This is a genomic window from Allopseudospirillum japonicum, from assembly GCF_900108915.1.
Classification (GTDB): domain Bacteria; phylum Pseudomonadota; class Gammaproteobacteria; order Pseudomonadales; family Halomonadaceae; genus Pseudospirillum; species Pseudospirillum japonicum.
This window is the reverse complement of the sequence record NZ_FNYH01000006.1, coordinates 31,918-47,012: the sequence shown is the minus strand read 5'-3', so window position 1 is coordinate 47,012 and position 15,095 is coordinate 31,918. Positions and strand designations below refer to the sequence as shown.

Here is a 15,095-nt window from a genome sequence, read left to right as displayed (position 1 = left end):
TGCAACTTTAATTTCATCAAATATTCATCAAGTTTTGAGTGTTACCCCCCTTGCTTTTCTCAAAATTTGTGTTACCTTTTTACTCAAATCAACTGAGGAATTTGATGATGAAAATCCTAGACTCTCGTGTATCAGATGAAATTCAAGCACTCGTCTTTGCCGTAGTGAGCGCCGCACTGGCCGGTATTTTTATCATGGAGCCAATACTTGTACTACCTGCATTAGTACTCGGTGTTCTGATGAGTGTCAGCTTCAGCGCATGGCGTTACTTGGTTGAACCCCATTTCAATTCAACGCAGGCGGCTTAATCACAGGCGGCGTGCCGGTACCTTTTTGTTTGTTCTCCTGTTCCATCTCCGCTTGTTGACCTAGATTCAGCACCCTGCACTGATCTAGCGTCTTGTAAGCCTTAGGCAGTCTTTCTTATTAAGAAGACTGCTTTTTTTATATGTCACTACTTGCATATCTTTTTTATTCTCCTGCAAAAATACAACTTAAGTTGTAAGCAAAAAATTACATGCTTTCATGTTAAAAACCTCTAGTATGAAATTCTCAAACCGCTATAGTGGTGTTTAGGCGCAGTAGCAAGGAGCTACACACGGAGTCGCCATACAAGGATCTCAAGGACGGGAGTCAAGGAATCGCTAGCAGGGAAACTAGCCTTACAGGAAGTAAACTTACCGAGGAAAGGTATGAGGATTTTAGGACGTTTAACACGGAAGTGAACTAAGACAAGGAGTTATCAAGGCCTAGAAGGAAAGCGTTAGGAAGTTAGTGATAGGATATCCACCAAGGAAATGGTCGCCCTGCTGATGCAGGGCTTTTTTATGTCTGTCCTATTATAAATGGGGCCGAATACTTAAATGTAACCGATTGGCATTAGTCACCACGGTTAACGAAGATAAGGCCATAGCCGCACTTGCCCAAGCAGGATTTAATAACCCCCCTGTTAGTGGAAATAAAATACCTGCAGCAATTGGAATCCCAATAATATTGTAGATAAAAGCCCCTGTAAGATTTTGTTTAATATTACGCAAGCTTTCACGCGCAATGATCACTGCTTCTTTGACTGCATACAAGTTATCACGCATTAAGGCCACATCGGCTGCCTCCAAAGCAATATGAGTTCCTGTACCCATAGCAATACCTACATCTGCTTGTGCTAAGGCAGGAGCATCATTAATCCCATCACCGATCATAGCAACTTTGCAACCCTGCTTTTGTAGCTGCTGGATATAGACTTGCTTCTCTTGCGGGCTGACTTGAGCATAGACTTGGTCGATTCCTAAATAAGCCGCCACACTCTCTGCGGTGACTTGCTGATCTCCGGTCAGCATAACGAGTTTTTTTCCGAGCGTGCGCATTTCCTGTATCATTTGTTTAGCTTCTGGCCGGACTTCATCAGCAAACGCCAATAAGGCCGTTAAATGGGGCATTGGTGCCTGTGCTGACTTGCATGCTACCGCAATGCATGTTTCTCCACGCTGCGACCAAGTTGTAAAATTTTCTGCCCAAGTTGGGGGAAAAGCCTCTTGTTCAGTCATTTCTAGAATCCACTGAGGCTGACCTATCCAATATTGCTGGCCACGTACGCGCGCACTCACACCCAAACCGGCCTCAATTTGTACATCCGTGACATCAGAAGTTAAAACTAATGCTCGCGCTTGTGCCGCCTTCACTAAAGCCACAGCCAGAGCGTGTTCTGAGTGCTGCTCTAAACTCGCAATATCTGCCAGCAAAGTTGCCTGTGTTTCTGTCAAGGCAACACTGTTCTGACGATCAAATAAGCACACCCCTTGGGTATCTTGCCAAGCCACTAATTGAGGCGTACCCTGGGTTAAGGTCCCTGTTTTATCCATGACTAACACATCAACTTCTGCCAAGCCCTGCAAAGCGTCGCCACGACGGAACATCACACCACGTTGTGCTGCTAGTCCTACACCGACTTGTAAAGAGATAGGCGTCGCTAAACCTAAAGCACAAGGGCAAGCGATGACTAATACGCTTAAAGTGACTGTCATAGCATACTGAAATTCTGTTAACCACCACCACAAAGCACCACTGAACAAGGCCAAAATCACTACCACAGGGACAAATATACGACTGATACGGTCAGCTAAACGGGCAATCTCTGGTTTACTTGCCTGTGCTTGTTCCACTTGACGAATAATCTCTGCCAATGCTGTATCTTCGCCCACTTTGCGTACTTGCATGACCAAACTACCCGTTTGATTCAAGGTCCCCGCATAAACCCAATCATTTTGGGTTTTACTTATAGCTAAAGGCTCACCGGTTAACATGGACTCATCCAAGTGCCCATAACCTTCCTTGATGATGCCATCGGCAGGAATACGCTCACCCGGACGCACACGTACCTTGTCACCAACCTGCACAGAAGCCAGAGCAATTTTTTGTTCCTGACCGTCTTTTAGTAACAAACTTGCTTGTTCAGGCTGTAATGTCATTAAGGCGCGAATTGCTTGCGATGCACGGCCACGAGCTTTGTGTTCCAGCCATTGGCCTAAATTCACCAAGCCTAAAATCCATACGACGGCTTCAAAATAAGGGTGACGCCCTGCTTCTGGAAACCAAGTGGGGTTAAGACTCACCAAGGTGGAATAAATCCAAGCACTGCCTGTACCTAAAGCGATCAGGGTATCCATACTGGCGTAGCCTTGGCGCAAGGCAAACCAAGCACCACGATAGAAATGTTTGCCACTAAGCCAAATCACACTCAAACTTAAAAGTGCAATCCCCAGCCAAAGACTTTGCGAAGGCCAGTGCGCTTGTGTTAACTCTGGCAAAAGTCCCATCAGCATCAGCGCCATTAACACCACACCCTGGCCTAAGGCATACAAGGTAATATATAAATGATGGCGATGAGCACTTGCTTCTTGAGCACGAAACGCTTCTTCTTGGGCTTGCGTATCTAGCGGTGTGGCTTGGAATCCCAAGTGTGCAATTTGTGTTTGAATCGCTTCTGCCGGCACCTCCCCTTCAATAACTGCTGTACGATTGCCCAGATGGATTTGAATCTGGGTCACGCCATCGAGTTGTTCTAAGGCTTGCTCCACTTTAGCTACACAAGCGGCGCATCTGAGTCCTCGCAAGGCAAACTTCTGTGTATTTGATGGGACCATGATTAACTCACTCCTTAATTTTGCCGCTTAGAATAAAAAAGCCTTACTGCACACGGCATGTAAGGCTTTACTTGTCCAAGTATAGGCAAGGGGATCAGTGTTTACTCACCAGCTTCCGAAGGACGCACAGACTCGATTTCTGCGCTATACCCTAAGTCTTCTAGTATTTGGATGAGTTGCTTTTCATCCACATGCCCATGAACCCAAGCATGGGATAAAGAGGTATCGACTAAAACCACACCTTCAAGCTCCATCAGGGCTTCTGTCACTTTATGAATACAATCCGTACACCCTAAACCGTCAAGACGCACACTGTATTCATAGGCTGGCTTTGATTTTGGCATACTTAACTCCTTGAGACTCACTTAATCCACTTTAATGGCCACAAAATGCGAGCGTCCCTCACGCACCACATGCAAATGTACAACTTCCCCACTGGCAAGATTTCCCACTAGCGCTTGCCAATCTTGTACTGAGCGTATGCGAGTGTAGCCCAAGCGGGTAATAACATCACCTACTTGAATCCCTGCACGGGCTGCCTCACCCTCTAAAACACGTTCCACTTGCACACCGTATCTTGGCTGATGCGTGCCTTCTTCTAGTGTCTTCACAATCAGACCTAAAGGTGCATTTTGTGCACTCTGACTGGTGGCAAGTTTGTTTTCTTCAGGACGCGCGCCAACTTCAACCGTCAATGTCATTAAACGCCCTTCACGCCAGACTTTGGCATAAGCCTGATTCCCAGGACGCAAATTCCCTACTGCAGGTGGCAAATCGCCCGCACGGCTAATTTCATGTCCATCAAATTCAAGGACAATATCACCACTTTGGATACCAGAGCGTGCCGCTGGGCCTTGTTCATCAACAGAGGCAATCAAAGCGCCCATAGGACGATCTAAACCAAAAGATTTTGCCAAATCCCGATCCACTTCTTGGATTTGCACGCCTAGCCAACCACGCACCACGCGCCCATCTTCTTTTAGCTGCTCGACAACATTCATTGCCACATCAATAGGGATCGCAAAAGAAAGCCCCATAAAGCCGCCTGAACGGGTATAAATTTGTGAGTTAATCCCGATCACTTCGCCTTTTAAGTTAAACAAGGGCCCACCAGAATTGCCTGGGTTAATAGCAACATCGGTTTGAATAAAAGGCACATAGGTTTCATTCGGTAAAGAACGCCCCATGGCACTAATAATGCCTGCGGTCACTGTGTGGTCAAAACCAAAGGGAGAGCCTATTGCCAACACCCATTCCCCTACTTTTAAACGTGATACCTTACCTAATTCCACGACTGGCAAATCACGCGCTTCTATTTTTAACAAGGCAATATCCGTTTTGGGATCGCTGCCAATTAACTTGGCTGTTAATTCACGTCGATCACTTAAGCGCACAATAATTTCGTCCGCCTCTTCCACCACATGGTTATTGGTTAAAATATATCCGTCTTCAGAGATGATAAAACCCGAACCGAGTGATTGCCTTGGTACGGCTTTCCCTTCAGGCAAGTTAAAAGGGAGTTGATCACCAAAAAAATGACGGAATAATTGTGGTAGTTCCTCTGGGTTCATAAAACCCTGTAAACCGCTGCGCTGATTGACGACCCGAGTGGTACTAATATTAACCACTGCAGGCGATGCCTCTTCGACAAGTTCTGTAAAATCCGGTAAGGAACGTGCTTGTACCTCAGGAACCAAGGACATCAAGCCCGCAAGTACCAAAACACCAAAAAGCGCATAGCGCCGAGCAGAAATCGCAAGTTGCATAAAACATTCTCCATCAGGATTTGATACTGAGCGGATGCGTGTGCACCGCTTCGCACAGGGACGAGCTCTTTTTAAGTACCTGTAAATATTTGCTGGGTGCATACTGACGTTCATAGTAGTGTACCCCGACAAAAGTCAGTGCCATCGCAGCCAAGGCTGCCCCAGCCACTGCAGCTTGTGGCCAAGCGACCACCTGTTCTGCCCAAGCACCCACTAAGATCAGTGCTAACAAAGGAAGCAAATACAAACGCACCGCCCCCCAAACCAAGGTATGTTCTGGAATACCGACAAGGAGCGTATCCCCTAGTTGCACAGGAAAAGGACAGGCGACTTGCAAGCTTGGGTGACGCTGAAAAAACTTACCTAAGAAGGATTCTGCCAGTAAGGATTGTCCACACGCTTGACGCGCCTGACAGCTCATGCAAGCGTGTTTACCTTGTGCTTGTACCCAAACGCGCCCATCGCTTGTCACCTGAGTGACTTGGACTTCTTCTTCAATCATGGGCTTTACCTATTGATTGCTTGTTCATCTGCGCAGCTCGCACTTGAGTGAGGCTAAAATACGTTGTGCGCTAATTTGTGGTAACTCACCAACCAAGACCCCAGTTAACTTGGGGACTTTGGCTGGTAAAGGATCGATCCCTTGCACCAAAGCTAAGGATGCGCCTGTTTGATAGGCTCCCGAAGTAATGGGGGCATCTTGGCTTGGTTCAACAAACACACTAAAGGCTGCCAAACCATCGGTGTAGAAAAATTGTTGTAACTGACGTCCTTGAAAAATAAGTTGGTCCTGATAAGACTGCAAACGAAATCCTTGGGGGATCCAATGTGGGCGACATAAATATTGCCAATGCCGTGTGACAGGCACTTGGGTCTCGTGGCTAGCTTCGCCTTGATTCACTCTAGGGACTTGAGGATCAGGCACTTGGGTTTGGGGAGGCTCCTCTGGTGCTAATGCTTGGTATTGTAAATCCACCACTTCAAAGCGCTCTAATATGCCCTGATCCAGCTGATTGACAAAAGCAGCACGTAAAGGCGTTCCCGTTTGCTGATCAACACACAGCTGATAGCCATGACGCCATATATCTTGCGCCTGCAAGCGCACACAGTAAGCCTCACGATTGGCAATCCTTTGTGCCGGCGCTGCTAACACTGTGTAATACTGGCGCAGATGCTGCCATTGATGCGCCAAAGCTTGCTGCCAGTTTGCCCAAGGCACAACTAAAGCAGGTAAGGGGGGATGTTGTGCAAAACGTCCTTGTAATTGATTACCTTCTTGTAGCCAATGGCGTACCAGCCCATTGGTATGCTGCCACTCACGATACATGTGTCCATTAGTATGAGGCTGAAAACGAAAATGTACCGTATCTAGATGCGTCCCTTTCTGAAATACCAAGATGCCCTGTGCATGATATTGCGCCTGCTGATTTAAGAAGGCCAATAGAGTTTGTTCTGGTGTTTGCGGATGCTCACTGGTTTGTACATGGGCTTGCCCTTTTGCAGGTTGCACATTAGATACAGCATAGACAAGCGACTGCTGGCCTAGGCTGAGCACACAAACCCACAACAAGCGCACCCAGCAGGTTTTAGGCAAGGATAAAAAAAGAAGATGCAGGTTGGGCATTGGGCAGCCTCATTGAATCCTGAAAGCGGCATTGAATCCGTGTCCACCATGGCCACAAGCTTATGCACATTCAACCGCCACTTTAAGGTAAGACGCGAGAAAATAATAAGTATCCGGTGATTTCCCTCGTCCTGTGAGACGAGGGTTTTTGTCGACAAGACGCCATTTAGGGTTTAGCAGACTCCACATTTTGCCAAGATGCCTGCAACGAAGAAACGCGCAACAAGGGCAAAGCGCCTTGCTGAGTGTCTAAAGCAGAGACCTCAGCATGCTGGAGCAAATAAGGATAAAGTAAACCTTGATTTGCTAACGGCTGTAATGGCGTGCCTTGTGCTTGTGACAAGGGTAAATTGGTTTGATTCACAGGTAGCAAATAAGGCTGATTGGCACTCGGCACCTCAGGTAGATTGAGATAAGTCGGTGTTGTTCCTGTATTTGCGGCTAGTTTTTCTACCGGCGCTATTTTGTCACTCGTGTGTGCTACCTCAACGGAGGGACCTGCTTGATGGCCATAATATACTTGTACCCCGGTCACCAGCATCACAGCCACAGACGCCGCAATAGCACCTTGACGCACCCACAACCACAAAGGCGTTTTTGATGTGCTTGAGTGCGGGTGTCTTTCAACATCATCTTCTTCTGCTAGATCTTCATCCGCAAGACGTTGCATCACACCCGCACTTATATCTTGTGTGACATCAACCGCCTGCTGTTGCAAAAGTGCACGTGCAAGATGGTAGCGTTGCCAACGCTCACTCAGTTCTGTGTCAGCCTCCAAGGCATTGAGCAAACGTCGTACTTCTAAATCGTCTGCTTCATTGTCCATTAGGCTCGACAAACTTTGTCGCAACCGTTCACTCATATTAATGCCCCTCATTACTTGAATTTACAGACATGTTCTGTAAACAGCTTTCTATCAAGATGCCTATTTAGGCGCGCAAATCGTTTTTGACACCTTCTAGCAAATCTCTTAATTGCTGATCTATCGCCTCACGTGCCCGAAAGATACGTGAACGCACAGTGCCCACAGGGCAATCCATGACATGCGCAATATCTTCATAACTCAACCCATCAAGTTCACGTAAGCGGATGGCCGTACGCAAATCATCTGGTAATTGATCAATCGCAGCAAAAAGCGCACTTTCTAGTTGATCACGTAGCAAATTCGCTTCCGGAGATGCGATATCCTTTAAACCTGTGTTATGCGCGAAGGTTTCCGCTTCTTCCACATCAACATCACTGCCGGGCGGACGACGGCCACGCGCAACGAGATGATTTTTCGCCGTATTAATCGCAATTCGGTATAACCAAGTATAAAATGCACTTTCAGCACGAAATTTACCAAGCGCACGATAGGCCTTGATAAAAGCTTCTTGCGTCACGTCGTAGACTTCGTGAGGGTCTTGAATATAGCGCCCTACTAACGCCAAAATTTTATGCTGATACTTCTTTACCAAGAGGTCGAAGGCACGTTTATCGCCTCGTTTGACGCGCTCAACGAGCTGCTGGTCAGTGTCCCTCGCTGTTGTCATCTGGTCACGATTGTCCAAGTTAAGGGCCTTTGACTGGCTCAATGAATCAAAATTGCGCTTAGACGTAGACGTCAAACGCAAAGCGTGTGTACAGTTGGACCAAAACCTACCCTCTGTACAAGGGGCAGTGAAAGTGGCATGACTCATACCCATAACTCCCAACGGCCTAAGGACTATTGTGCGATCATTTACTCTTGCTATCAATGCTCGTGCTTTGACAATGTTAGGCAATTTGCCTTCAACTCAGCGCCTTATGCGCAAGACAGCAGGATTACCCTTGTGACTCTAGGTGCAAGCCTCCAGTTCCCTAATCCCTGTGTTTAGCCACCAGCAAGGACTTCACGCCATGAGTGAACACTTTCATTATGATGTTTTGATTATAGGTAGTGGGGCTGCAGGCATGACGCTCGCCCTAGAACTTGCACCCCAAGCACGTGTTGCCTTATTAAGCAAAGGCGCCCTAGGTGAAGGCTCTACCCGTTGGGCACAAGGGGGTGTTGCCGCAGTTATGGATGCTAAAGACAGTATCGACAAGCATGTGAAAGATACCTTAAATGCAGGTGCGGGTTTATGTCATCCAGAGACCGTACGCTTTGTCGTCGAGCAAAGCCGTGCCAGCATTGAATGGCTCATTGCGCAAGGCGTACCTTTCACCACCTTAGCGCAGATGCAACAAACACCTGATAAAGCCGATGCCTTTCCTTATCACCTCACGCGTGAAGGCGGCCACAGCCACAGACGCATCTTGCATGCTGCTGATGCTACCGGCCAAGCGATCACAGACACTTTACTGGCACGCGTACATGAACAAACCAATATTGATTGCTTCCCCCAACGTATGGCCATTGACCTGATTACAGGCCGCAAACTTAACCTTGCCCACCAAGCGTGTGTGGGGGCTTATGTCCTGAACTGCACCACGGGGGAAACTGAGGTTTTTCATGCTCAGCATGTGATTTTGGCCACAGGTGGCGCAAGTAAAGTTTATTTATACACTAGCAATCCCGATGGTAGTTCAGGTGATGGGATTGCCATGGCATGGCGTGCAGGCTGTCGAGTGGCTAATATGGAATTTAATCAATTCCACCCCACTTGTTTATATCACCCACAAGCAAAATCTTTTTTGATTACGGAAGCGTTACGTGGTGAAGGTGCGCATTTATTATTACCTGATGGCCAACGTTTTATGCACAAATTTGATCAACGTGCAGAACTGGCGCCCAGAGATATTGTTGCCCGTGCGATTGATCATGAAATGAAGCGATTAGGCAGTGATTGCTTATATTTAGATATTAGCCATCAATCCGCAGATTTTATTCTTTATCACTTCCCTACTGTTTATCAAAAATGTCTAGAATTTGGTATTGATATTACCCGCACCCCAATTCCGATTGTACCGGCTGCCCATTATACTTGCGGCGGCGTGGTCATTGATCAGGCCGGACGTACCGATATTCCACATTTATATGCGATTGGCGAAACCAGTTTTACTGGTCTACATGGTGCCAACCGTATGGCCAGCAATTCTCTGTTAGAATGTATTGTTTATGGTCTGAGTGCAGCCAAGGCGATTCGTGCTGAGTTAAACCAAAATAAATTACCTGAAGTGAAGATTCCTGATTGGGATGCTTCTTTAGTCACAGATTCAGATGAGGATGTGGTTATTAGTCACAATTGGGAAGAGTTACGCCGTTTTATGTGGGATTATGTAGGGATTGTAAGAACCGATAAACGTTTACAAAGAGCCAGCCACAGAATTCAGTTATTACAAAGTGAAATCAGCGAATATTATACTAATTATCGTATTAGTGGGGATTTATTAGAGCTAAGAAATTTGGCCAGTGTCGCTGAATTAATTATTCGCTCTGCCTTATTGCGTAAAGAAAGTCGGGGATTACATTATACACTTGACTATCCACGCACAGCAGCAAGCACACGTGATACCATCTTAACACCGGACATTTGGTAATTCGTATACAAAAGCGATGGGGCTATAGCCAAGGTCTAACACCCTAATCACCAACAACCAATGCTATACTAGGGATCTTTTTCACCTGTTAATGAGGCCTAAATTCGCCATGACACAAGCGCAAGTTTCCTCGATTGCAACACCTGAGCTCGCCGCACAAGCAGATCCAGAACTAAAGCGTTTATACTGGCATAGTCGCCGTGGTATGTGGGAGCTGGATTTGTTGCTGATTCCTTTCCTACAACACCGTTACCCCTACTTATCCGCTGCAGATCAACAAGCCTATCAGGACTTAATCACCTGTGAAGATCAAGATCTGTTTGTGTGGATGATGCGTCGCGAATTGCCAGAAGATTCTGAACACAAACGTATTGTCGAGATGATCATCGACCATGCAGAAAACACCAATTCAGATCAATATCGCACCCTCTAATTATGCACGTTATGTGCTGGTTATCAGCTGGGGAATGGCCTTGCCTTTGCTGATTCTTCTCAGCTATTACCTGCTAAGCCACCTTGGCGGACCAGCACTCATCGCTGTTATTTTAGGCAGTGTGCTTTGGGGGTTTTGGAGTTACCAAGATTACCAAAAAACCCAAAGCTTACACTGCTTGATTCTGTTTGCTGAACCAACACCGCGTTTACAATGGGCCGATACACAAGTACAGGCAGCACGTCTTGTCCCTTTATGGCTTGGCAGAAGCTATATCCGATTCCAAGTAAAGCCTCTTCATTCAAGGCAAGCCTTTGCTTGTAGCCTGTATGCCGATCAAATGACAGCAACAGACTGGCATAGGCTAAAATTAGAATTAAGATACACAAAAAGTTAAGCTGCCTGTGTGGCAGTGAACGGCCTCGGGTATACGTCCCTGCCGTCCACACTTTTCTAAGCTGCCTGTGTGGCAGTGAACACCTCAAACGGCACGGTTTACCCAGGATTATATTTCTAAGCTGCCTGTGTGGCAGTGAACTTGGGGCGGTAACAAAACGGTGGGGTCCCAGATTTCTAAGCTGCCTGTGTGGCAGTGAACGCGTTGCTGTAACACCAATCAACACAGCGTCATTTCTAAGCTGCCTGTGTGGCAGTGAACTTGGCGCTGGGAGACGGGAAAAACAATCCCAATTTCTAAGCTGCCTGTGTGGCAGTGAACAACCCCCAGAAAAAAGCCATCATTAAATCAATTTTCTAAGCTGCCTGTGTGGCAGTGAACTACAGAATTATGCGAGGCGTGAGCGCTCAAGATTTCTAAGCTGCCTGTGTGGCAGTGAACTTGGCCGCATCTATGAGGCCGCAGCACAGTCCTTTCTAAGCTGCCTGTGTGGCAGTGAACTATACGTACTCGTCTTCGCTCATGACCTCGCTTTTCTAAGCTGCCTGTGTGGCAGTGAACTTAGGCATGGATGCCGAACTTTTGACGCCACATTTCTAAGCTGCCTGTGTGGCAGTGAACCTTCCCTTGTCTTCTTCGTAAGCGTTGAGTTCTTTCTAAGCTGCCTGTGTGGCAGTGAACTTTTTCAGGCCCAAAAACGCGCTTGTCATTACTTTCTAAGCTGCCTGTGTGGCAGTGAACGATTGCGACTAATCGCAAGCACGTATCAGAAGTTTCTAAGCTGCCTGTGTGGCAGTGAACAGCCCATAGGGGCTTTTTTGTGCCTATGTGTTTTTCTAAGCTGCCTGTGTGGCAGTGAACTAATCGTACAGTGTTAAGATTGTACTTTTATATTTCTAAGCTGCCTGTGTGGCAGTGAACCTTGAGCGGATCGTGCACACGCTTGTCTTTGATTTCTAAGCTGCCTGTGTGGCAGTGAACGATGTCCAGTGCTCAAAGTATAAGTACGTGCGTTTCTAAGCTGCCTGTGTGGCAGTGAACTTATCAAAGGGGTCTATGTAAGGAGCGCTATATTTCTAAGCTGCCTGTGTGGCAGTGAACGATAGCCTGTGTTAGCGCATTAGGCACAAGGCTTTCTAAGCTGCCTGTGTGGCAGTGAACGGCAACCGCTGCTTGGTTGCCGCGCTTGAGTTTTTCTAAGCTGCCTGTGTGGCAGTGAACCCGGGTAGCCCATTGCCGGAACTGAGTGCCACTTTCTAAGCTGCCTGTGTGGCAGTGAACAAGGTGGCGTGCTGGCCTAGGATGAGCACTTTTTTCTAAGCTGCCTGTGTGGCAGTGAACTTGACCTGATCAAGTTTGATCCCGATGTGTTGTTTCTAAGCTGCCTGTGTGGCAGTGAACTATCGGGATTATACAGGACAAGAAAATATACATTTCTAAGCTGCCTGTGTGGCAGTGAACTTTGTTATCTTTATTTTGCGGCTATCCCGACGTTTCTAAGCTGCCTGTGTGGCAGTGAACGCACGGTAAGCCTCTTGCTGCCCTTTGGTGGCTTTCTAAGCTGCCTGTGTGGCAGTGAACCATAGCACAGAAGAACGGAAACACGAAAAGCGTTTCTAAGCTGCCTGTGTGGCAGTGAACCAATGCCCGCAGTGATGAGCCAAACGCCGTGCTTTCTAAGCTGCCTGTGTGGCAGTGAACTTCGGCTAAAGTCTGAAAGACGCGGACAACGCTTTCTAAGCTGCCTGTGTGGCAGTGAACAAGGGTATGCGTGACGGATTGCACTACAAAGATTTCTAAGCTGCCTGTGTGGCAGTGAACCGGTATTGATTGCTTTGACTTTTTTCATACTATTTCTAAGCTGCCTGTGTGGCAGTGAACACCCACGCTCGATTAAAGGTCTTTGCCTGCTTTTTCTAAGCTGCCTGTGTGGCAGTGAACATGCACCAGCCGTCGCCCGTGTATACGGGTCTTTTCTAAGCTGCCTGTGTGGCAGTGAACTCGTTGATGCTCATGCCCTCAGCGGGCTTGGCTTTCTAAGCTGCCTGTGTGGCAGTGAACAAGGTGGCGTGCTGGCCTAGGATGAGCACTTTTTTCTAAGCTGCCTGTGTGGCAGTGAACTTGACCTGATCAAGTTTGATCCCGATGTGTTGTTTCTAAGCTGCCTGTGTGGCAGTGAACTATCGGGATTATACAGGACAAGAAAATATACATTTCTAAGCTGCCTGTGTGGCAGTGAACTTTGTTATCTTTATTTTGCGGCTATCCCGACGTTTCTAAGCTGCCTGTGTGGCAGTGAACGCACGGTAAGCCTCTTGCTGCCCTTTGGTGGCTTTCTAAGCTGCCTGTGTGGCAGTGAACGCTTATATAAAAAGACACTGGCAAAGGCTGGGTTTCTAAGCTGCCTGTGTGGCAGTGAACGGTGCGCCACGGGCGCGGATATGCATCTTGGATTTCTAAGCTGCCTGTGTGGCAGTGAACCCATCCGCGATAGCAAGTAGCTGCGCATCTGGTTTCTAAGCTGCCTGTGTGGCAGTGAACACAACTCCTGCATCGGCGGCCACAGCAAGTGTTTTCTAAGCTGCCTGTGTGGCAGTGAACAAGTAAAGCGACGTGATTAAAAGCGTCGTACTTTTCTAAGCTGCCTGTGTGGCAGTGAACACAACTAGCACTAACCTTTCGGTTGCCTACGTTTTCTAAGCTGCCTGTGTGGCAGTGAACCTGGTGGCGACTCAATCCACGGCGCGACAATGTTTCTAAGCTGCCTGTGTGGCAGTGAACAACCCGCCTAGTGCGGGTTTTTTGTTGTCTGCTTTCTAAGCTGCCTGTGTGGCAGTGAACGTCTCAACTAATGTCTGAGCTTGGCATTGATTTTTCTAAGCTGCCTGTGTGGCAGTGAACACATGCTGGAGCTTGCTGCGGAAATCATCACATTTCTAAGCTGCCTGTGTGGCAGTGAACAACGACCCACGTGGCTTCTGGATACTTCTTGTTTTCTAAGCTGCCTGTGTGGCAGTGAACATCCAATCGGCTTCGGGGATTGCCCAGAACTGTTTCTAAGCTGCCTGTGTGGCAGTGAACGCCCACGGGATGTGGTGCCCATCATTGCACCGTTTCTAAGCTGCCTGTGTGGCAGTGAACTCTACCGGCCTTGTAACTAAAGTTGATCAACTTTTCTAAGCTGCCTGTGTGGCAGTGAACCCAAGTCACACAGAATGCACCATGATCCGTACTTTCTAAGCTGCCTGTGTGGCAGTGAACGAAAAACAGCAGGGAGGATTTGCTTATTTATCTTTCTAAGCTGCCTGTGTGGCAGTGAACGGCGGGGCCATGCCTGCCAACCATATACCGCATTTCTAAGCTGCCTGTGTGGCAGTGAACAGCGCCACCCTTTGGGTAAGGTATCAAGTAAATTTCTAAGCTGCCTGTGTGGCAGTGAACTAAGCACTTCGAAGCCGCACTGGCCCACGCCATTTCTAAGCTGCCTGTGTGGCAGTGAACCCCGATCTCATCCGTGCAATATGCCGCGATTTTTTCTAAGCTGCCTGTGTGGCAGTGAACCTCAAGTGCCGCTAAAAATCGTCTTTCAGTCCTTTCTAAGCTGCCTGTGTGGCAGTGAACAACCCAACCACTAGAAACGCCCAGCCGCAGCATTTCTAAGCTGCCTGTGTGGCAGTGAACTGACTTTTAGCGCCATGCAGCGAAATGACTTTTTTCTAAGCTGCCTGTGTGGCAGTGAACACGCCCGCTTTCGTCCTGCATCGCCGCCTTTATTTCTAAGCTGCCTGTGTGGCAGTGAACTTAATGCTTACAAGGCCGCTACCGACAAGATTTTTCTAAGCTGCCTGTGTGGCAGTGAACACCAAGATTGAGCAGGCTGTTTTGACCTTGTTTTTCTAAGCTGCCTGTGTGGCAGTGAACTCCACGGCGACATCATGCAGTTTCGTAACGACTTTCTAAGCTGCCTGTGTGGCAGTGAACTTGACTTTACTAGCGGATCAAGAAAGATGGCGTTTCTAAGCTGCCTGTGTGGCAGTGAACCTACAAGTACTATGGCTTTAGTAAGTGCGATATTTCTAAGCTGCCTGTGTGGCAGTGAACCGATACTCTACGGCCTTTCGCAAGTGACTTTTTTTCTAAGCTGCCTGTGTGGCAGTGAACGCATGGCAAACGATCCGCGCTTTAAGCAAGCTTTTCTAAGCTGCCTGTGTGGCAGTGAACATATTGATCTAGA

10 protein-coding genes, 1 pseudogene and 1 CRISPR repeat array (1 of these 12 running past the window's edge) are annotated in these 15,095 nt (G+C 47.7%); of the genes and pseudogenes, 4 read left to right on the top strand and 7 right to left on the bottom strand.

Features of this window, described 5'->3' with window-relative positions; translation table 11 throughout:
- The first annotated feature begins 107 nt into the window (after positions 1-107).
- Positions 108-308 (top strand): hypothetical protein, encoded by a 201-nt coding sequence (locus BMX05_RS07010; RefSeq protein ID WP_093309369.1) that lies wholly within the window; start codon positions 108-110, stop codon positions 306-308.
- 531 nt (positions 309-839) lie between these two features.
- Here BMX05_RS07010 and BMX05_RS07005 read toward each other — a convergent pair.
- From BMX05_RS07005 to rpoE, 7 genes are all read right to left on the bottom strand, one after another.
- Positions 840-3,140 (bottom strand): heavy metal translocating P-type ATPase, encoded by a 2,301-nt coding sequence (locus tag BMX05_RS07005; protein WP_093309367.1) that lies wholly within the window; start codon positions 3,138-3,140, stop codon positions 840-842.
- Positions 3,141-3,241: 101 nt separating this feature from the next.
- Positions 3,242-3,484, bottom strand: a complete 243-nt coding sequence (locus BMX05_RS07000) for a heavy-metal-associated domain-containing protein (protein WP_093309365.1) — start codon at positions 3,482-3,484, stop codon at positions 3,242-3,244.
- 21 nt (positions 3,485-3,505) lie between these two features.
- Complete coding sequence (locus BMX05_RS06995) at positions 3,506-4,906, bottom strand: DegQ family serine endoprotease (RefSeq protein ID WP_093309364.1); 1,401 nt, start codon at positions 4,904-4,906, stop codon at positions 3,506-3,508.
- A 13-nt stretch (positions 4,907-4,919) separates the two neighbouring features.
- Positions 4,920-5,408 (bottom strand): SoxR reducing system RseC family protein, encoded by a 489-nt coding sequence (locus BMX05_RS06990; RefSeq protein ID WP_093309363.1) that lies wholly within the window; start codon positions 5,406-5,408, stop codon positions 4,920-4,922.
- A 24-nt stretch (positions 5,409-5,432) separates the two neighbouring features.
- Entirely contained in the window at positions 5,433-6,530 is a 1,098-nt protein-coding gene (locus tag BMX05_RS06985; RefSeq protein ID WP_093309361.1) for a MucB/RseB C-terminal domain-containing protein, read from the bottom strand.
- A 166-nt stretch (positions 6,531-6,696) separates the two neighbouring features.
- Positions 6,697-7,392, bottom strand: a complete 696-nt coding sequence (locus BMX05_RS06980) for a sigma-E factor negative regulatory protein (RefSeq protein WP_177166821.1) — start codon at positions 7,390-7,392, stop codon at positions 6,697-6,699.
- 67 nt (positions 7,393-7,459) lie between these two features.
- Complete coding sequence (rpoE, locus tag BMX05_RS06975) at positions 7,460-8,062, bottom strand: RNA polymerase sigma factor RpoE (protein ID WP_093309359.1); 603 nt, start codon at positions 8,060-8,062, stop codon at positions 7,460-7,462.
- Between the two features lie 346 nt (positions 8,063-8,408).
- Between rpoE and nadB the strand changes: the two genes are divergently transcribed.
- From nadB to BMX05_RS12980, 3 genes and pseudogenes are all read left to right on the top strand, one after another.
- Positions 8,409-10,031 (top strand): L-aspartate oxidase, encoded by a 1,623-nt coding sequence (gene nadB / locus BMX05_RS06970; protein WP_093309357.1) that lies wholly within the window; start codon positions 8,409-8,411, stop codon positions 10,029-10,031.
- Positions 10,032-10,140: 109 nt separating this feature from the next.
- Positions 10,141-10,464 carry an FAD assembly factor SdhE gene (locus BMX05_RS06965; protein ID WP_093309356.1) on the top strand — a complete coding sequence of 108 codons (324 nt, stop codon included), beginning with the start codon at positions 10,141-10,143 and terminating at the stop codon, positions 10,462-10,464.
- Positions 10,424-10,792, top strand: a pseudogene (locus tag BMX05_RS12980) (hypothetical protein); the annotation flags it as partial. The gene BMX05_RS06965 and the pseudogene BMX05_RS12980, both read left to right, overlap by 41 nt.
- A gap of 62 nt (positions 10,793-10,854) precedes the next feature.
- A CRISPR array of direct repeats spans positions 10,855-15,095; the repeat unit is 28 nt; unit sequence TTTCTAAGCTGCCTGTGTGGCAGTGAAC (it continues 2,747 nt past the right edge of the window).

What these genes read in the sequence shown, in the direction of transcription:
- BMX05_RS07010 (WP_093309369.1), top strand. Translation starts at nt 108, where the DNA reads ATGAAAATCCTAGACTCTCGTGTATCAGATGAAATTCAAGCACTCGTC.
- BMX05_RS07005 (WP_093309367.1), bottom strand. Translation starts at nt 3,140, where the DNA reads ATGGTCCCATCAAATACACAGAAGTTTGCCTTGCGAGGACTCAGATGC.
- BMX05_RS07000 (WP_093309365.1), bottom strand. Translation starts at nt 3,484, where the DNA reads ATGCCAAAATCAAAGCCAGCCTATGAATACAGTGTGCGTCTTGACGGT.
- BMX05_RS06995 (WP_093309364.1), bottom strand. Translation starts at nt 4,906, where the DNA reads ATGCAACTTGCGATTTCTGCTCGGCGCTATGCGCTTTTTGGTGTTTTG.
- BMX05_RS06990 (WP_093309363.1), bottom strand. Translation starts at nt 5,408, where the DNA reads ATGATTGAAGAAGAAGTCCAAGTCACTCAGGTGACAAGCGATGGGCGC.
- BMX05_RS06985 (WP_093309361.1), bottom strand. Translation starts at nt 6,530, where the DNA reads ATGCCCAACCTGCATCTTCTTTTTTTATCCTTGCCTAAAACCTGCTGG.
- BMX05_RS06980 (WP_177166821.1), bottom strand. Translation starts at nt 7,392, where the DNA reads ATGAGTGAACGGTTGCGACAAAGTTTGTCGAGCCTAATGGACAATGAA.
- rpoE (WP_093309359.1), bottom strand. Translation starts at nt 8,062, where the DNA reads ATGACAACAGCGAGGGACACTGACCAGCAGCTCGTTGAGCGCGTCAAA.
- nadB (WP_093309357.1), top strand. Translation starts at nt 8,409, where the DNA reads ATGAGTGAACACTTTCATTATGATGTTTTGATTATAGGTAGTGGGGCT.
- BMX05_RS06965 (WP_093309356.1), top strand. Translation starts at nt 10,141, where the DNA reads ATGACACAAGCGCAAGTTTCCTCGATTGCAACACCTGAGCTCGCCGCA.